Here is an 18,138-nt window from a genome sequence, read left to right on the forward strand (position 1 = left end):
TTCCAAGTTGTCATTCATTGGCCGATCACCTCAAGATTGATGCTCGCGCTCAAGGTCTTGCTGTCCCGCGCCACCAGTTCGTCCAGCGGTACCGTGCTGGTGAGGCTCATCTGCAAGGTCAGGTTGCTGCCCCGGGCAGGTTGCCCGGCGGTCATCGGCACCACCTTCTGCCCCGGCAGTACCCGGGTACGCTCCGCGCCCGCATTCGGTGCGGCTGGCAGCATGTCCGTGGCCTGCAGCATCACCGGGCGGCCGTCGAGCACGGCATCGTGCATCTGCACCTCCAGCTCGCCGCGCTGGGCGAAGAGCACACCGTTGTCCTGGGGGATGCCGCGCAGCATTACGCTGATCGAAGACTCAGTGGGGCAGTGGACCTGGACGGCGACCTGGCGGGTGCCGAGCACGTGCGGCGCATCGGTGGCGTGGCCGGGCGCACGTTGGGGATAGAGGAGGTCGCCCAGGTCTACCCTGGATTGCGACACCGACAGGGCGCACGGTTCTGCCAGGGCTGTGCCGGCGCAGGCCAGCAGCACGCAGGCCAGCCAGGTCGAACGGGGGACGCGTGTGGTAGTGGTCATGTAGGGAGCACCTTGGCGTGGGATCAGAGGGGTGTGCATCGGGCCTGCGCCTTCTCGAAATAGACTTCCAGGTCGGGCTTGTCCGGCAGGCTGAAATCAAGACGGCAAGCGCCGCCGTTGGCCATGTGCATCGTCAGGGGGGCTTCGATGTCGTGGTTGGTGATGAAGGCTTTGCCGCCCTCGACGGTCGTGGTGACGAAGCGATTGGCCGCGCCGAATACCGGTAAGCCTTTTCCCAGCGGGGCCCCGTCCAACGCGGCGATCGTCAACAGCACGCGGCGCGAGGTCACCACCGGGAAGTCCAGCGCCTGCACCGAGCCGCGCCCGGCCATTACCGTCTTGTAGCCGTTCTGGATATCGAGGTTGCGTGGCAGGCTGGTGGTGCGCACCTCCACGTTGGTGCGTTGGTAGGCGGGCACCTGGGCGACCACGGCGCGGCCCGTGCCGTCGGTCCACACCGGCCCGCTCGGGGTGTCGAGCCTGACCCCCGGGACATCTCCCACCTTGGCTACGGCAAAGGTGTCGTTCAGCGGGTAGGGCGAGAAGGTCACGCCGTCACCGTGCAGCGCGACGCCGCCGCGCAGCTGGCCGTTGTAGCTGGTGCTGTCGTTGCCGCTCTGCGAATAGCCCAGGCTCACGCTGGTGTAGCGCGGCAGCAGGTTGGCGTTGGCCGAAAGGTCGTCGCGCTTGCCCTGCTGGTTGCGTTCCGCCGAGACGCTGTAGCTGGCGAACTCGTTGCTGTTGTCGTTGAAGCTCGCGCCCAGGCGGGTGATGCCGTCGCGTTTGTTGGCATAGCTGCGCAGGCTGCGACTGCCGCCCAGGGGAACGCTGACGCTCAGGTACACCGCTGTGTCGTCGCGGTAGTCGCGGTAGTTGCGGTTGTCACGGCGGTCCTTGGCCGACTGGGCCTGGTGGCCCAGGGAGTGCTCGACGTTGGTGCTGACACTGAAGTGCTCGAAGTTTTTGTTCCACGAGGCGGTGAGGCGTTCGGACTTATGGCTCCCGGCGGACAGCGAGGTGCTGTAGCCCAGACCGAATCCGCCCAGCAGCGGGTTGCTCCAGGACAGGCCGAGACCGTATTGGTCGACGCGCCGGTCATGGCGATACCGGCTGGTTTGGGTGTAGGTGGTGTCCAGCAGTTCCCGGTAACCCGTCGAGCGGCGGGTGGCGTTGACGTTACCGGCGAACCTCTCGGTGAACTGGGTCGACAGCGCGGCGCTGACTTCATGGCCTTTGAGCTGCTGCTGCCCGGCGTGGGACAAGGTGTTGCGAAGGTTGAGGCTGGTGTCCGCAGTCAGCTGTGAACCCAACGACCAGGCAACGGCCGAGTAGTCGTTGTCGGCCAGCATCACTCCGGCGGAGAGCAGGTTGGCGGGCGACACTCGCCAACTGCCGGAACCGGTGGCCATCATCGGCGCGAGCATGCCCTTGGCGTTGAAGGTGCGCAGTTTGCCCGCCGCGAACGAGTAGCCCGGCGCGCTGCTGTTGAACTGCACCAACGAGGCGGCCGGAACGTTGAAGCGGCGGCGCTCGCCGTTGGTTTCGATCACCTGTACGTCGAGGTCGGTATTGCTGTTGAGCAACGGTATGTCGGTCAGGCTGAACGGCCCGGGGGGCACCAGCGTGGTGTAGATCAGCGCACCGGCCTGGCGCACTTCCACGCGGGCCTGGCCCTGGGCGATACCTGTCACCGTGGCGCCTTGCTTGCTCTTGCCATACAGGGCCTGCTCCGGAAACACCTGGAGCCCGGTGATCGACGCGCCTGGAAACACCGAGTTGGCAGTGTTGATCTCACCGGCCTGGGCCAGCACCTTGTGTTCGACGAAGGTTCTCTGCACATAGGTGTACAGGTTCTGGAAATTGCGTGTTCCGTTTTGCACGGTGTAGCTCTGGCGGCTGCGCACGATCCAGTCGTCGGCGTTAAAGCCAAGCTCGGTGCTGCTGGAGTAGTAGCGTCTGCGGTCGCCGGAGAACTCGCTGGCTTGACCGAGCAGGTCATAGTTGACCAGCCCGCCCACGCCCCCGCGGTGATACAGGCCGCTGTCGTCGTCGGGCGCGCGCAGTGCTGCGGCGGGCACCACCAGCTCCACCTCCTGGCGTGCGGGCCGCAGGGTGCTCTGGGTCTGGGGGTAGCGGGCCAGGAAGTCGTCGCAGCCAGCGTTGGGTAACCCGGCCTCGGGCAGCTTGAGCCCGGCTTGTTCGAGCAGCGCCTTGTCGAAGCACAGCTGGCCATCGCTGTCGAAGCGGGCGTCGAGGGTGCCGCGCGGATTGCCATTGACCTGCAGCGAGATGCGGCGGGTACCGGCGGCGAACCGAGGCGTGTGGCTGAAGTAGTCGGCGACCCGCGAGTCGATGCCGCGGCTTTTCAGCAGGCTCGGGTTGAAGCTGGCCAGCGCTTCTTTGGCAGCGGGCGTGCGCGCGTCGTTCGCGTTCGCGGCGCTTGTGCCGCAGACGAACAAGGCGGCGATCAGCATCCGCGGTGGCAGTCGCGTCACCGGGCTGACAGGTGTGCAGGTATCGTTTGGGCAGGGCATGCAGAGCGCCTTATCCGGATTGCCGAAGCAGGTTCACTAGAAGGTGAGCGGGGCGTCGTAGGGTTCGATCTCGGCGCCATACAGGCTGGCCGGATAGATCCGCACCTTGTCCTTGGCCGTCACGGTCTTGTTAGCCGGCAGCTCGAGGCGGTAGGTCTCGCCGGGCAGCAGGTAGGTGCGCGACAGCTTCAGCGCCAGCTTCTCGGGCAGCAGCTGCAACTGGTCGTTGAGACGTACGACGTAGCGGCTGTCGTTGCTGACGGTCAGGGCGCGGCCCTGCACCGTCCACTTGAGCAGGGTCCAGGGGTCGCTTTTGCTGGCCAGGCCAGGCGGGTTGATAATGAGTGGCAGGTTCTGGCGCACGTTGATGCTCACCGTGTTCTTGCCCTCATCGGCCTGAGGAATGCCTTCGAACGTCACCCGCTTCAGGCGTTGCGTGGTGATCGGGGCGTCGGTCTGGATAACGAAGCGCACCAGTTGTTTCTCGCCGGGCTCTACCCGGCTGATGGGCGACGTGACCAGCACCAGCTCCTCGGTGTCTTCGGGGAGGTTCTGCACGGAGACATGCAGCAGTGCCACGCTCTTCTCCGAATTGGTGACATTGATGGTGCCTTCCCCTTTGCCGGCGTCGATCAATACGACGGAGGTGTCGGGCACCATACCGGTGGCGCTGGCGGGGGAAGCGGCGAACAGAAGCAAAGCCACGGCAGAGTAAGCAAGGCCGTGCTGGCGAAGACGGGAAGGCGTCATGAAGCATCTCCATCCTTTGCAGGCAAAGGGGATCAAAAGACAAATGTGCCAAGGGGACAGGTTGGAGGGCCGAGACGAGCGTGGCTCGCCTCGGAAGCAGGGCGTATCAGAGGTACTTGAGTTCGAAGGTCAGCGACTGATTGGCACTGATTTCGCCTTTGGTGAAGTCGACCTTTGGAACTTCAAGGAACTTCGCGCTGAGCTCGATGGTGGCGCTTGTGATGGCAAGGGCTTGCTGGTTTAGACCCGCAAAGGCGGTTCGATTGCCATCGGCGGTGCTGAGAGGGATAGAGCCAGTAGCGGGAAGGGCAACCCACAACGAGCTGGGATTGGGCTGGATCATGAGGTTCCCGGCTACATTGTTGTTGGTCACACTGGTAGGCATCACAAACAGTTGCGAAAGGCTCTTGCCGTCTTGTGTCCAAGCCGATGCAATTTGCTTACTTCCGGCGCTGGTGATCCCGCTGGTGAGGAAACCGAGGTGGACCTGGGCAGGGGCTGCGCATGTCAGGGTCAAGGTGCCCAAAGACTTGGTTATTTCGGCCACTTTTCCGGTAGCGTCCGGCTGGATGCTGCCCAGATCGAGTTTGGCTTGCGAAGCCACGATGCTGCAGGCGGTTGGTGTTACCTTGCCGGCGATCTCGATATTGGCCGACAACGCAGCGAATACGCTGCTGGTACTGCCCATTGCAATCAAGAATGCCAGAGACTTTTTGATGTGCATGTCATTCACTCCGTTTTTATGGATATTTCCTGGGTTAAGTTCTTTGTCTGGCTTGGTTTTCCAGTACGTGATCAGGGTATCGCCCGTTCAAAGGGGTCATAAGAAGACGGGTTTCATTTTTCCTTGAAGCAAAACTGCAATCACATGCAGAAATTTCTGCATGTGATTTCAAGGTTTGCGTATCGCTGGCGAGCGTGGCGTGTCGGCCTGCCTGGGATTTGAATCGGGTGATCGGTGCGGGGTGGCGAGCTGGCCTGCTGGCAGGTGGTGCCGAGGCGAACAGCGCAGTGCTGCGGGGTGTGACTGGTGCGGGGAGGTGGGGTGGGAGCGATTGAGCCGGCTGCCGCCATCAATGCTCTCTTTGTTTCCGGTGAATGTGTGGGGCGGCCAGGCTGGCGCAACGGCCAAGTTGCAGAGAAAGAGGCTGCGGGAGGGGGTAAGCCGCTGCGCCGGATGTTGCTGATGTCAGATGTATGTGATTTCGAAAGTCAGGGACTGGTTGGCAGTAATTTCGCCTTTGGAGAAGTCGGCTTTGCCAATCTTTTCGAAGTTGGCTGTGATATCAAAGCTTGCGGTCGAGACGGCTTGCACTGCGAACGGTGCGCTGCCTGGATAGCCAAAGGAGTTCCGCATACTGCTAGTGCTCGGTGCTAAGGAGTTCGACCCAAAGAGCATACCCCAGGGGCCACCGTCGGGGCCGAAAAGGATGGTGCCGGCTACGTTGTTGACTGTGGTGTTGCTGGGTATCAATCTCAATCCGGCAATGGTCTTGCCGCCCTGTGCCCAGCCGCCGAACGCTAGTGTGTCCATCGCAGGGGAAGCGAGCGTGCCAGTGACACTGATTCTCAGCTTCGCGGGTGACGAGCAATTGATGTTCACCGTGCCCATAGGGCGGCTAATGGCGGCAACTAGCCCTGAGGTATCCGCCGAGACGTCGCCGAGGTCGAGTTTGGACTGGCTCATGGTCAAGCTGCAGGCGGCCGGAACAGCCTTTCCGGTGATTTCGTAGGTGGCCGAGGTGGCCGCTGCTGCACTGCCCGCGCAACTCATTGCAATGGCAAGTGCCAGAAACTGTTTGGTGTGCATGTCAATTCTCCGTATATCCATACTTCATGCTGGCTTGTCGCCTGAGGGTTCTGCTCAGGCAGGCAAATGCTATCGCTCGCTTGAAACGGGATATAAGAAGGCGTGGCCCATATTGTCTTGAAGGAAAACTGCAAGTGGGAGGGGATTATCTGCAGGGCCAAGAAAAGTTCGCTGGCGCAAGATTGCCCGACCCTTGGGGCTGCACGCTGTCGCGCGGGAAGATGAGTGAGCGACTTCAGCCGCGATCCTGGTACCGCTGTGCGGGTGATCGCGGCTCGAACCTCTTGCGCGAACGCGCCCTGGCTTCTTAGCCTTCCAATTCCAAGGCCAGCAGTTCCTGTACGGTCTGTCGGCGCCGGATCATGCGCAGGCTGCCATGTTCGAGGAGGAACTCCGGCAGCAACGGCCGGCTGTTGTAGTTCGACGACATCGATGCGCCATAGGCCCCGGCGTCATGAATCACCAGCAGATCGCCCACCTTGGCCTGGGGCAGGTCCTGGGGCGTCAGCTCCTCGTCGTTCTGGGTGAACACATCCCCCGACTCGCACAGCGGCCCGGCCACCACGGTTGGTTGCAGGGGGCGATTGACTGGGCGCCCCACGGCATCGAACAGGCTCATGCGGTGATAGGCACCGTACATCGCCGGGCGCATCAGGTCGTTGAAACCGGCGTCGACCAGGATGTAGTGGCGTTCGCCCATCTGCTTGACCGCGCGCACCTCGGCCACCAGGTAGCCGCACTCGGCCACCAGGAAACGCCCCGGCTCGATCTCCATGCGCACGGGGTGGCCGAGCATTGCTTCGATCTCCGAGCGCGCCACTGCCCAGGTGCGGGCATAGCGTTGCAGGTCCACCGGCTGGTCGCCGTCGCGGTAGGGCGTGGACAGGCCGCCGCCGATGGAAAAGGCCTCGATGTCCATGCCCAGGCGGCCGATCAGCCCGACCATCGCGCTGGCCACCTGCTCCAGGTGCTGGTAGTCCACCCCGGAACCGATGTGCATGTGCACGCCCACCAGGTGCAAGCCGTGCTGTTTCACGCAGGCCAGCGCCTCAGGCAGTTGTTCGTGCCAGATGCCGTGCTTGCTGTTCTCGCCGCCGGTGTTGGTCTTGCGGCTGTGGCCATGGCCGAAGCCTGGGTTGATACGCAGCCACACCCGGTGGCCGGGGGAGCGCTCGCCGAGCTGGCGGAGCATGTCGATGGAGCCAGCGTTGACCTCGATACCCGTCTCCACCACCCGCGCCAGGGTCGGCTGGTCCAGCACGTCGCAGGTCAGCACCACACCGGCCGGTTCGCCGCTCACCGATGCCCCGGCGGCGAAGGCGCGTTCCATTTCGCCCAGGGACACCGCGTCGAGCACCAGGCCGCGTTCGCGGATCAGGCGCAGCACGTGCAGGTTGGGGTTGGCTTTCTGCGCGAAGCGCACGGTGTCGAAGTGCTGCGTGAGCTGGTCGATGCGCTGGTGGATGGTCTGGGCGTCGTAGGCCCACAGCGGCGAGCCGTGCTGGCGGACGGCGTCGGCCAAGAGGGTGGTGGTCATAGTGGCGTTCCTTGTTTTGGATACGCCGATGGTGAGGCAGTTTTGCTGATTCAGAAAAATAGCTATTGTTCTGAGGGCAATTCATATTTGATATGTACCAACTTCTCCAAATTTCTGGTCACGCCCAGGTCTTGCCTCAGCCATGCGACTTTCCATCCGCCATATCGAAGTGTTCCGCGCCATCATGGCCGCTGGCAGCGTCACCGGCGCCGCGCGCCTGCTGTTCACCTCGCAGCCCACGGTCAGCCGCGAGCTGGCGCGGATGGAGCAGGTCACCGGGTTGAACCTGTTCGAACGCGAAGGCGGGCGCCTGGTGCCCACGGCCCAGGCCCTGCTACTGATCGAGGAAGTCGAACGCGCCTTCATCGGGCTGGAGCGCATCGACCGCTTCGCCCAGGCCATCCGCAATTTCGAGCAGGGTCGGCTGGCGATCACCTGCCTGCCGTTGTTCTCGCAAACCCTGTTGCCGAAGGCCTGCAAGGCGTTTCACCAGCACCATCCCGGAGTCAGCTTGAGCATCACCGCCCAGGAGTCGCCGTTGCTGGAGGAGTCGCTGGTCGCCCAGCAGCACGACCTCGGCCTGACCGAGACCGCGCAAGTGCCGCGGGGTGCCGTGGGCGAGCTGCTGTTCAGTGCCGACATGGTCTGCGTGCTGCCCACGCAGCACCCCCTGCTGGCCAAGCCGGTACTCCAGCTGCAGGACTTCCACGAGGTCGACTTCATCAACCTGGCCAGCCTGGACAGCTACCGGCAGCAACTCGACCGGCACTTCCACGAGGCTGCAGTGAATCGCCGCACGATCATCGAGACCACCAGCGCCGCCTCGGTGTGTGCCATGGTCCGCCAGGGGCTGGGAGTGGCGATCATCAATCCGCTGAGTGGGCTGGAAGCGGGGCAGGGCGGGCTGGCGATCCGCCGCCTGAGCCTGTCGGTGCCGTACCAGGTAATGCTCATCCGGCCCGAACTGCGGCCGGCGTCGGCGGTGCTGGAGCCGTTCTGCCAGGCGCTGCGGGGGCAGGCCAGGGCAATGGAGGCGGCCTTGGCGCAAGGCGCCTGAGCGGCCGGGCGAACGATTGGAACGTTCCGAACCACGCCAGGGTCAACCCCATCAGCAGTGATCGAAAATGCTCCACAGCATGAGGAGTCGCCATGAGTACGCTGACGATCGAAGGCTGGTTCAAAGGTGAGGGTGATCGCAGGTCCACCCCGGTGGGTGATATTCACTTCGACATCCAGGGCGTGAACCACCGTAAGTTGGAGCAGGCCGAGGAACGCCTGCAACAGAGCCACGAGCCCGAGGCGATGGTGGATGTCGACATGGCCAGCCTGAACCTGGTGCTGCCCGAGGGCTACGGCCCTTTGTCGGACTGCCGCCTGCGCGTCTACCTGAGCGACGACGAACGTGGCCAGTTCCACCTGGTGGGGCATCGGGCCAGCGATGGCAGCCTGATCTACACCAATGCAGTGTTGATCGCTCAGCTGAGCTGAGTATCGGCTGCGCTGTCGCCGGTTTCCAGGCGTGCTGCCACTGACGTTGCCACTTCGATGAAAGCCCGCGCCGCCGCGCTCTGGTAGGCGCCCCTGCGCTGCATCAAAACTGCGGTGCGCTGCAGGCGCAGTGGGTCCAGGGCAATGGCGACCAGGTCGTCATGGGCCTGGGCGAGGTTGGCGGGGAGCAGGGTCGACAGTGTCGTGCGGCGTACCACTTCGATCACTGCGCCAATTGCGTTGGCCTCCATCTGCACCCGTGGGCGTATTCCGTGCTGGCGGCAATAGCGCTCGATCTGCTCGCGCGTGGCGAACTCGGCGCTGAGCAGGATCAGCGATTCGTCGTTGAGCGCCTGTGGGCCAATGCTGCGGGCAGTGGCCAGCGGATGGGCGCGGCCGACCACCAGCGCCAGGGTTTCCACCAGCAACGGGCGGCTGTCGATGTCCTGGTTGTGGACCTCGTCGAAGGCGATGCCGACATCCAGCTCATCGGCCTGCAACAGTTCCTCCATGCGCTCCTGGGCGATCTCGCGCAGGTTCAGGGTGATATTCGGGTAACGCGCATGGAAGGCCTCGACCAGCGGGCCGATCAGGTAGGTGGTGAAGGTCGGCGTTACCGCCACCCGCAGCGATCCGCGGCTCAGGTCGCCCACGTCATGAATGGCGCGCCTGGCCTCCAGCAGTTCCTGTTCCGCCCGCTTGGCATAGCGCAGGTAGACCTCCCCGGCATCGGTCAAGCGCGTGGCGCGCCCCGAACGGTCGAACAACTGCGCGCCGAGGCTTTCTTCCAGTTGCCTCACCTGTTGTGACAGCGCCGGCTGGGAGACATGCAGCGCCGCTGCGGCGCGGGTGAAGCTGTGGTGTTGCGCCACCGCGAGAAAGTACTGGAGGTGCCGGGCAAGCATGACTGTTTCCATAAGATAATCTGATGTGCTTCATCATAAATGAGACTTTTACCTTATGTAATGGGCTGCGTAACCTTTGCCTCACACACCGCGACACTGAGGCAACAGCCATGCAAGACATCATCGACGGTTTTCTGAAGTTCCAGCGCGACGCCTTCCCCGAACGGGTCAAGCTGTTCAAGGACCTGGCCACCCAGCAAAGCCCCCGGGCGCTGTTCATCTCCTGCTCCGACAGCCGCCTGGTGCCAGAACTGGTCACCCAGCGCGAGCCAGGCGACCTGTTCGTCATCCGCAACGCTGGCAACATCGTGCCGTCCTACGGCCCTGAGCCTGGCGGCGTATCGGCCTCGGTCGAATATGCCGTCGCCGCCCTGCAAGTGGCTGACATCGTCATCTGCGGCCACTCCGACTGCGGCGCCATGACCGCCATCGCCACCTGCAAGTGCCTGGACCACATGCCCGCCGTGGCCGGCTGGCTGCGCTACGCCGACTCCGCCCGGGTGGTCAACGAGGCGCGCCAGCATCACAGCCCGCAAGCCAAGGTCGAGGCCATGGTGCGCGAGAACGTGATCGCCCAGCTGGCCAATATCCAGACCCACCCCTCGGTGCGCCTGGCCCTGGAAGAGGGCCGCGTGCGCCTGCATGGCTGGATCTACGACATCGAAAGCGGCCGCATCGACGCCTTCGACGGGCGTACCGGCCAGTTCGTCGCCCTGGCGCAGAACCCTGACGTCAATGCGGTTTCCCACCCCTCCAGGCAGGTTGCCTGAACCCCTTTCAAACCCAAGGAGACTCACCATGATCCAGTCGCAAATCAGCCAGAATGCCCGCCTTGCCCTGAGCGAAGTCATCCTCCTGGCCAAGGCCCGCAAGGACCTGTCGTTCGCCCAGATCACCGACGGCACCGGCCTGTCCGAAGCCTTCGTCACTGCCGCGCTGCTGGGCCAGCACCCGCTGCCGGCCAGCGCCGCCCAGGTGGTGGGCGACAAGCTTGGCCTGGACGCAGATGGCATCGCCCTGCTGCAGACCGTGCCACTGCGCGGCAGCATCCCCGGTGGCGTGCCGAGCGACCCGACCATCTATCGTTTCTACGAGATGCTGCAGGTGTACGGCACCACCCTCAAGGCACTGGTCCACGAGAAGTTCGGCGACGGCATCATCAGCGCCATCAACTTCAAGCTCGACGTGAAGAAGGTCGACGATCCGGAAGGTGGCTCCCGCGCGGTGATCACCCTGGATGGCAAGTACCTGCCGACCAAGCCGTTCTGATTCGCCCTTAGGGGAATGGCTCGGGCGCCGCACGACGCCCGGGCCATTTCCACGCGCGCTATTGATCCCCTACAGGAGCGACGGCATGGACCTGATCTTCAGAAATGTCCGCATCGACGATGCAAGACCCTTGATGGATGTGGCCGTACACAACGGCAAGATCACTGATATCGCCCAGACGATCACGGCAACGGCAAGCCAGGAAATCCAGGGCAACGGCAATGTCCTGGCCCCCGGCTTCGTCGAAGCCCACCTGCACCTGGAAAAAGCCAATGTCATGCAGCGCAAGGCCAATCGCTCCGGCACCTTGCAGGAAGCGATCGCCGTCACTGCGGCGCTCAAGCCCACCCTGACCCGCGACGACATTCGCGAGCGCTCTATGCAGGTGTTGCGCGCCCTGGTGCAGGCCGGCACCACCCATGTGCGTGCCCACGCCGAGTTCGACCCGGCCCAGGGTTTCACCGGCCTGGACGTGGTCCTGGAGCTGCGCGAAACCTTGCGTGATGTCATCGATATCCAGGTAGTGGCGTTTCCCCAGGAAGGCATCCTGAAACTGCCCGGGATGAAAGAGATGATGGTCGAGGCCATGCAGAGGGGCGCCGATGTGGTCGGCGGCATTCCCTACAACGACGTCTCGCCCCTGGAGCACATCGATTTCGTCTTCGACCTGGCCCAGCGCTACGGCAAGGACATCGACCTGCACCAGGACTTCGCCGACGATGCCGAGCACATGACTATCGAATACGTGGCCCGGCGGACCCTCGCCGCGGGCTACCAAGGGCGCGTCAGCGTTGGCCACCTGACCAGCCTGGCAGCCGTCGAACCAGCGCGCCAGGCGCGCATCATCGCGCTGCTGCGCGAAGCCGGCATCAGCGTGATGTGCCTGCCCGCCACCGACCTGCACCTGGGCGCCCGTGGCGACAGCCACAATGTGCGGCGCACCCTGACCCCGGTGCGGGCGTTGCGCGATGGCGGGGTGAATGTGTGCCTGGCCACCAACAACATCCGCAATGCCTTCACCCCCTATGGCACCGGCGACCTGCTGCACATCGCGCAGTTGGCCATCCCCGCCTGCCACCTGGGCGGTGCGGACGACCAGGCCACGGTGCTGCCGATGCTTACCAGCAACCCCGCCAAGGCCCTGGGGTTGCAGAACCATGGCCTGGCGGTGGGCAACGACGCGGACCTGGTGCTGATGGATACCCACCGTGTCAGCGACGTGATCCTCGACCTGCCGACGCGGCTGATGGTACTCAAGCGCGGTAGGGTGGTGGCGACGGCCGAGCAGCGGCGTTCGGTGGTGTTCTGAAGGGCGGGCTCAGACCGCCAGCAGCAACAGTGCCGCCACCAGTGCCGGGGGCATTACCAGCACGCCCAGGCGCAGGAAACTCAGCGCGCCGACATGCTCGCCCTCACGGCGGATCGCCACCAGCCACAGCAGCGTGGCCAGGGAGCCGGTGATCGACAGGTTCGGCCCCAGATCGACGCCGATAAGCAAGGCGGCGGTGGTCTGCCGGGGCAGTTCGACCAGTTGGCCGATGGAGCCGGCGATCAGGCCGGTGGGCAGGTTGTTCATCAGGTTGCCGGCCACGGCGGCGATCACGCCCGCAGCCCAGCTCGCCTTGCCCGGCGACTGCTGCGCCAGGGCCGCCAGCATCTGCGCGAGCCGTTCGATCACGCCGGTATGGGCTACCGCCTCCACCAGCACGAACAGGCCCGCGACCAGCGGCAGCACGCCCCAGGCCACATGGCGCAGCAACGGCGCCGGGCTGCGCCGCTGGCGCAGGTGGATCAGCCCGACCGTGGCCATGCCTGCGCAAAAGGTCGGCAGCCCCAGCGGCACGTCCAGTGCCGATACCGTCAACAGCAGGGCGCCGGTGAACATCAGGCCCAGCGCGCAAAGGCGGGCGCCGGCCGACAAGGGGCGCATCTCGATGGCCACGGCCAGCGGCTGGCGGATACGCTTGCGCAGGGTCAGGCGCAGCATCAGGTAGGTCGCGGCGATGGCCGCCAGCGATGGCAGGCTGAACTGGCGCAGCCACTCCAGCAGCGGCGGCATCTGGCTGCCAAAGACCACCAGGTTGGCCGGGTTGGAGATGGGCAGCACGAAGCTGGCGGCATTGGCGATGAAGGCGCAGATGAACAGGTAGGGCAGCGGCTCGGCCTTGGCCGCCTTGCACGCCGCGTACACGGCCGGCGTCAGCACCACGGCGGTGGCGTCATTGGACAAGAACACCGTGACCAGGGTGCCGACCAGGAACACCAGGTCGAACAGGCGCTGCCCGGAGCCCTTGGCGTGCTGTACCGCGTACCTGGCCAACCAGTCGAACAACCCCTCCTGGCGCGCCAGTTCGGCCAGCACCATCATGCCGACCAGGAACAGGTACACATCGCCACCTTTGGCTACTGCTGACAATGCCATGCGCCACGGGATCAGCCCGCAGGCCGTCAGCAGCACGGCGGCGCCCATCGCCCAGGCGTATTCCGGCACGCGACCGGGGCGAACGATGACCAGGGCGGTGGCCAGGGCGGCGACCGACCAGATGATCAGGGTTGAATCAGCAACGGGCATGGGAAGAACCGGTTTTCGAATGGGGGCATTGAGAGCGGGGGCCGCTCAAGCTGTGCCACCGCCGACGGCCTGCCGCGACGCTGCACGCCGAGGTCGACGACATGGCCGCCTACGTTAGCACTCCCGGACCCCGGCAGTGATGAAGTTCGTGCAGGCCTGAGCGCGTCGGGATGGGGCCTGCCGCTGGGCATTGTACTGGAGGACGGAGCGGTGGCAGGGCAGACGGCACAGGCTTGAGCCCTTACCTGGGCTGGCAGACAGTTTCTCGCAGGCATGTCCCTCGTTTGAGCGCGAGTCAGTCATCAACGAAAGACGACCGTTTGTCGATAAGGGAGAAAGTGGAGTCATCGCAAACGCTGAACGTGCTGCTAATATCAAGTAGTGGCATAAGGCTATTTGGCTTTACTTGAAGCATCATGCTGGTCGGTTGCAGGGGCAGTGCCAGTGATCGGGTAAAACTGGAAGTAGCTGCCGAGATTTTATCTCCATGTGTTATGGCCGGGTGTTAATAGGCATGGACGTCGAATATTGCGCATTGCAGCACTTGTCTGCGCCATCTCTGTTTGCCCTTGAGTGTCTGGAGACGTTCTCCCGGCAGTGCCGTCACGGCAAAACTCACACACGATTCCTAACGTTTGGCCCCCGGGCCCAGCGCTTTTGCTATATGCATTGAAAGCTATTGATATGGACGGTTTTCAGTGGACTGGCCGTGATTGACCTACTTGCAGGGAGTGCCTTGGGCTATTCAAGTTCGTTGATGCGGTTTTGGTAAGTGTGCCAAAAGGAGCGATATCAATGAGTACAGTTTTCAGCCCGTTTGAAGGCGCCTGGACGTACAGGAGCTTCCTGCGAAACCCGGATGTTGACACCGAGTTCAATGACTTGAGGTTTGGCCTCGGTACGCTCGTACTTCATGAGCCTGTGCGGGGAGAGGTTAGCGGCCACTTGGGTGGGCCTGGCTGGCAGTTGGAGCTGAAAGGTTGGGCTACACATGGCAACCCAGGCCAACTGCGCTTTCAAGGCATCGGCGAAATTGACGGGGAGCCTTGGGTCTACGACTACCTTGGCTACTTCTCCCCTGCCTGGCCCAACGGGGTTGATGAACGTCCAGCAATTGTCGGCACGATCGTCAGGACAGTCGCGCATTCGCACGGCCAGTCGCCGGCCGGCGTTGTGGCGTCCTGGATAGCAGTCAAACAGGAACAATAGCTGCGCAAAGGAGGAGTACGAAAATGGACCTGATTACAATGTTCCGCTCACCCGTCGCTTCATGTTCAGCACTTTTGGGACTTGTCCTGGCAGCCGGCGTTGCCTCGGCCGCGCCAAACACCGTCGACTACGCCGTTTTTTTTGACAGTGAGGTCCATGACACAGAGGGATGTGCCATGACCATTAACGGTCAGGAGGTGACGATCGACAAAAAATTCGCCAACCCGTCGATGAGCTGTCCAGACATGTTTTCCTGGAAACTGTTCGCCGATACCGTTCGCCAGTCATGGTGGGCGAATTGGGCGGCAGACGAGCAAACCTGGCCGGCCAAGCCCTACGGCCTTTGCGAGGGAGGCAAGGCAGGTCCGAACTGCTGTCTGCCTGGAAGCGCCGACAACCCCTCACAGCATTGTCCCGTGTTTCCGGGAGATGTTGTGAGCCTCACCGAAAGTACCCGTCAGCCCCGCAAGCTCAGTAAACCCATTGGTGCGCATGCAATATCCCTGGGGCGTGGCGGCCTGAACCTGGAAATGATGGCGATGCCAGGCAAACCCGGCGAGCCTGAGCCCGGGAGGGTACTGCGTCAGGAAGTGGGTGAGATTACCGTGCGCAACAAAGACATGTTTGACTACATATTCAAGAACGATCTTTACAATGCGCAGGGTATTGCCAGTGTTGTTGAACGTAATCGGAAGAACCTTGCCGAGCATGCGCCGTATCAAGCCAACAATCCATCCGGCGCCTTGAGTAGGATTGATCTGCCGGTGTCGGCAATCATGATAAAAAGCAACTGGCTGTATCATGACTTCGCCAAGGAAATCGGCCTCAAGGATGATCCGGCGGCTCCCTACATCAAAAAGGCCATGACAACCGAACTCAATGGAAAAACCTATACCGGTGAGCACTGGTTGCTGGCGTTTCACATTTCCACGAAAGATACGCCACAGTGGGTATGGACCACGTTCGAGCATGTCAACAACCCTGGACGATGCGACTTTTCAGGGTGCAATGATGCCTATGGCTACGCTTCGTCTGACCAGCACCCCGGCGAGACGATGAGTAATTTTACCGCACCGCATGTGCGCAATGATGGATTGCAGCAGTCGAGTGTTATTTACGATTTGGGCAACACCTACCCGAGTGGCCCTATTTCCAGTGAGCTGTCGGAGATCTTCAAATCTGCCGGTATCGGTACGACCCAGGCCGGCGAGGAGCCCATGCCCGCCGACAAAGGTTGGCTCAGCTATCGACTCAAGGGCTCCCAGGTCAACTTCACCAACGCAATGGGTCGCGCAACGAGGCTGGGCAACTCCATCACCGAGGGAGGGTTCGTCACCACCTCGAGTTGTATCACGTGCCATGCCAGGGCCTCGGTTGCCGCCTCTGGCGACAGCAAGAAGCCGCTGACGGTCCCATTGGGCGTCTTCCTGTACGATCAGTTGAGTGAGGTAGGCTACGGCCAGAGCGCAATGGGTATTCCGGAGAGGAGCTGGTATCACGGCAGCGGTAGCAGGCCGAGTGTACGGGCACTGCAGACTGACTTCATGTGGGGTATGCCGTTCTTCGCCCAGCCAGTAGTGGCACCCTGAGGCGTCGGCTGGGCCTGAGATGCTGCCGAGGGGCGGGTGCTGTCAAGGCTGGTCCGTGGTTTCAATCTGGTCCCGATCCGGTGTTGCTGTTCGGGTTGGGATCAGGCTGAAGCTTCTATGCGCTCAACGTCTGTTTGCGTTCATTCACCCAGACCTCATAGACCGCTTTCATGGCTTGCCAGGTTGCGCTGTTCGCTGGAACCAGGTGCTCGATCCGCAGCGACGCCACCGTGATATCCAGCGGCATGCCGAAGGTGGTGAGAGTGGAAAGGAACTGCAGCTCGCCCTCAACAGTGCGTACGCGTGTCAGCACCACTGGTGACTGCGGCGTATCCGGTGCCAACGCGGGTGGCACGGGCAAGCCTTGCAGTAGCCTCGCCAGATCAGGACTACTCACCGCCTCCCTGGCCGCCCGCTGCCAGGCGATCGCCCGGATCTCGTCGGCATTGACCAGATGATCCCCCAGCCCGCCCGGGCGCAGCAGTGTGTCCAGCAGGTTGAGGCCCGAGGTGCTGCTGGTCGGTACGCCGGCCATGGCAAACAACAGTCCGGCACTGGCATTGGCCGCCGTGATGTCCCAATTGCTGGCGATGACGATGGCCGGTGCGGGGTTGTTGGCCTGCAGGATGTGCTCCACGGCGTCGTGCACCATCTTCATGGCCGGGGCGTCCGCTGCAGAGGCCAGGTAGCGCGGTGCATAGCCAGCCGCGAGGAACACTTCGTTGCACTGATCGAGCGGCACCTGCAGCGCGCTGAGCAGGGCATGCAGGGTGCCGGGGCTGGCCTTGGCGCGGCCGGTTTCCACGCAGCTCAGGTGGCGTTGCGAAACACCGGCGAGCAACGCCAGGTCGAGCTGGCTGAGCCCGGCCTGGCGCCGCAGGCGGCGCAGATGCGCGCCCGCGTCGGTGGCGGTGGGCGGGTGCGGAGTGTGGAAGGGGAGAGGGCTCATGCTTCGACTCTGGCTGTCCTTGGCTGAAGCGTCCATGACCTGTGAGGTCATTGCGGCGCAGGCGACTGTATCACTACCGTGAGGCCAACTTCGCCCGCCAGATCGACAGGTATGGAATTCGACTATGAGAGCTGAATGGATCGCGCTGCCGCTGTTGCTGGTGTTTGCCCTGTACACCGGCTGGACCATGATGATTGCCGAGCAATCGCTGATTGCCTTTGGCCTGGAGCTGATGTCCCGGCCGGACACCGCGCAGGTGGTTATCGACCTGTACGTGATGGCCGGGCTGGGCTGCGTCTGGATGGTCAGCGACCACCGCAAGCGCGGCGGCTCGTTGCTTGGCGTGATGCCCTATGTGCTGCTGACGCTGGTGTTCGTCTGCATGGGGCCGCTGCTGTACATCGTGATCAAGGGTGGCATGCCGAGGCACGGGCAATGAGCACCGCCCTGTCGGTTTATGCCTGCTGTGTGGTGGTGCTGTTTATCAAGATGCTGGCGATTTCCTGCTACCAGGGGTACTTCCGCCTGCGCTACCTGGCCTTCACCAACAGCGAGGATGCGGCGGTGTTCAGACGCTCGGCTTGTCCTGCGGAACTGCCGCAGGTCACGCGCGCCGCGCAGGCTTGGCGCAATGACCTGGAGAACATTCCGCTGTTTCTCGCGTTGTCTGGGCTGGCAGTTGCGCTTGCAACACCGTCGACCCCGAGCGCCTGGCTGATGGGGCTATTCACCGTCGCACGGATACTGCACACGGCGGCCTACCTGGCGAGCATTCAACCGTGGAGGACGGTGAGTTACGCCTTGGGGGTAATTTGTTTGATCGGGTTGGCGACCTTGGTCATCGAGGCTGTGCCCAATATCAGCAGCGACGGGCGCGTTTGCGAGCCCCGCGCCCGAGCTCGACTCCAGCTCGACAACGAGTCTGGATAAGCCCTTGGGCGTTGCGGC

The 18,138-nt window shown here is 63.1% G+C and carries 18 protein-coding genes; 9 read left to right on the plus strand and 9 right to left on the minus strand.

Annotated elements, in window-relative coordinates; translation table 11 throughout:
* Positions 1 to 14: 14 nt before the first annotated feature.
* From ABZO33_RS22870 to lysA, 6 genes are all read right to left on the minus strand, one after another.
* Positions 15 to 578, minus strand: coding sequence for a hypothetical protein (locus ABZO33_RS22870; protein ID WP_414537887.1), 564 nt, complete (start codon positions 576 to 578; stop codon positions 15 to 17).
* Positions 579 to 601: 23 nt separating this feature from the next.
* Positions 602 to 3,112, minus strand: a complete 2,511-nt coding sequence (locus ABZO33_RS22875) for a fimbria/pilus outer membrane usher protein (RefSeq protein WP_414537888.1) — start codon at positions 3,110 to 3,112, stop codon at positions 602 to 604.
* A 36-nt stretch (positions 3,113 to 3,148) separates the two neighbouring features.
* Entirely contained in the window at positions 3,149 to 3,862 is a 714-nt protein-coding gene (locus ABZO33_RS22880) for a fimbria/pilus chaperone family protein (RefSeq protein ID WP_414537889.1), read from the minus strand.
* Between the two features lie 106 nt (positions 3,863 to 3,968).
* Positions 3,969 to 4,586 carry a hypothetical protein gene (locus tag ABZO33_RS22885; protein ID WP_414537890.1) on the minus strand — a complete coding sequence of 206 codons (618 nt, stop codon included), beginning with the start codon at positions 4,584 to 4,586 and terminating at the stop codon, positions 3,969 to 3,971.
* Positions 4,587 to 5,051: 465 nt separating this feature from the next.
* Positions 5,052 to 5,672 (minus strand): hypothetical protein, encoded by a 621-nt coding sequence (locus ABZO33_RS22890; RefSeq protein ID WP_414537891.1) that lies wholly within the window; start codon positions 5,670 to 5,672, stop codon positions 5,052 to 5,054.
* A 307-nt stretch (positions 5,673 to 5,979) separates the two neighbouring features.
* Positions 5,980 to 7,209 (minus strand): diaminopimelate decarboxylase, encoded by a 1,230-nt coding sequence (gene lysA, locus ABZO33_RS22895; protein WP_414537892.1) that lies wholly within the window; start codon positions 7,207 to 7,209, stop codon positions 5,980 to 5,982.
* Between the two features lie 142 nt (positions 7,210 to 7,351).
* Here lysA and ABZO33_RS22900 point away from each other — a divergent pair, with 142 nt between their 5' ends.
* Entirely contained in the window at positions 7,352 to 8,266 is a 915-nt protein-coding gene (locus tag ABZO33_RS22900) for a LysR family transcriptional regulator (RefSeq protein WP_414537893.1), read from the plus strand.
* Positions 8,267 to 8,358: 92 nt separating this feature from the next.
* Positions 8,359 to 8,697, plus strand: a complete 339-nt coding sequence (locus tag ABZO33_RS22905) for a hypothetical protein (RefSeq protein WP_414537894.1) — start codon at positions 8,359 to 8,361, stop codon at positions 8,695 to 8,697.
* On the opposite strand, the gene cynR is transcribed toward ABZO33_RS22905, so the two are convergent.
* Positions 8,685 to 9,602 (minus strand): transcriptional regulator CynR, encoded by a 918-nt coding sequence (gene cynR, locus ABZO33_RS22910; RefSeq protein WP_414537895.1) that lies wholly within the window; start codon positions 9,600 to 9,602, stop codon positions 8,685 to 8,687. The two genes, ABZO33_RS22905 and cynR, sit on opposite strands and share 13 nt — an antisense overlap.
* A 110-nt stretch (positions 9,603 to 9,712) precedes the next feature.
* Between cynR and ABZO33_RS22915 the strand changes: the two genes are divergently transcribed.
* The 3 genes from ABZO33_RS22915 to ABZO33_RS22925 all read left to right on the plus strand — a co-directional run bounded on the left by ABZO33_RS22915 (position 9,713) and on the right by ABZO33_RS22925 (position 12,180).
* Positions 9,713 to 10,372, plus strand: coding sequence for a carbonic anhydrase (locus tag ABZO33_RS22915; protein WP_414537896.1), 660 nt, complete (start codon positions 9,713 to 9,715; stop codon positions 10,370 to 10,372).
* Positions 10,373 to 10,400: 28 nt separating this feature from the next.
* Positions 10,401 to 10,871, plus strand: a complete 471-nt coding sequence (gene cynS, locus ABZO33_RS22920; protein WP_414537897.1) for a cyanase — start codon at positions 10,401 to 10,403, stop codon at positions 10,869 to 10,871.
* A gap of 85 nt (positions 10,872 to 10,956) precedes the next feature.
* Positions 10,957 to 12,180: an amidohydrolase family protein gene (locus tag ABZO33_RS22925; RefSeq protein ID WP_414537898.1), complete on the plus strand. Its 1,224-nt coding sequence runs from the start codon at positions 10,957 to 10,959 to the stop codon at positions 12,178 to 12,180.
* A gap of 9 nt (positions 12,181 to 12,189) precedes the next feature.
* Here ABZO33_RS22925 and ABZO33_RS22930 read toward each other — a convergent pair whose 3' ends face one another.
* On the minus strand, positions 12,190 to 13,443 hold the full coding sequence (locus tag ABZO33_RS22930; RefSeq protein WP_414537899.1) for an arsenic transporter: 1,254 nt from the start codon (positions 13,441 to 13,443) through the stop codon (positions 12,190 to 12,192).
* A 795-nt stretch (positions 13,444 to 14,238) separates the two neighbouring features.
* On the opposite strand from ABZO33_RS22930, the gene ABZO33_RS22935 reads away from it, so the two are divergent.
* On the plus strand, positions 14,239 to 14,652 hold the full coding sequence (locus ABZO33_RS22935) for a hypothetical protein (protein WP_414537900.1): 414 nt from the start codon (positions 14,239 to 14,241) through the stop codon (positions 14,650 to 14,652).
* A 23-nt stretch (positions 14,653 to 14,675) separates the two neighbouring features.
* Complete coding sequence (locus ABZO33_RS22940; protein WP_414537901.1) at positions 14,676 to 16,241, plus strand: hypothetical protein; 1,566 nt, start codon at positions 14,676 to 14,678, stop codon at positions 16,239 to 16,241.
* Between the two features lie 115 nt (positions 16,242 to 16,356).
* Here the strand turns inward: ABZO33_RS22940 and ABZO33_RS22945 are convergent, their stop codons facing one another.
* On the minus strand, positions 16,357 to 17,190 hold the full coding sequence (locus ABZO33_RS22945) for a helix-turn-helix domain-containing protein (protein ID WP_414537902.1): 834 nt from the start codon (positions 17,188 to 17,190) through the stop codon (positions 16,357 to 16,359).
* Positions 17,191 to 17,314: 124 nt separating this feature from the next.
* Here ABZO33_RS22945 and ABZO33_RS22950 point away from each other — a divergent pair, with 124 nt between their 5' ends.
* Both ABZO33_RS22950 and ABZO33_RS22955 read left to right on the plus strand, forming a co-directional pair.
* The gene (locus tag ABZO33_RS22950; RefSeq protein WP_414537903.1) at positions 17,315 to 17,629 is read left to right on the plus strand and encodes a DUF2834 domain-containing protein; all 315 of its coding nucleotides are present in this window, start codon (positions 17,315 to 17,317) and stop codon (positions 17,627 to 17,629) included.
* A complete protein-coding gene (locus ABZO33_RS22955) occupies positions 17,626 to 18,120 on the plus strand; it encodes an MAPEG family protein (protein ID WP_414537904.1) in 495 nt (164 codons plus the stop codon). The genes ABZO33_RS22950 and ABZO33_RS22955 overlap by 4 nt, the downstream gene beginning before the upstream one ends.
* Positions 18,121 to 18,138: the final 18 nt, after the last annotated feature.

The organism is Pseudomonas sp. CAM1A (genome assembly GCF_047501685.1).
Lineage (GTDB): Bacteria > Pseudomonadota > Gammaproteobacteria > Pseudomonadales > Pseudomonadaceae > Aquipseudomonas.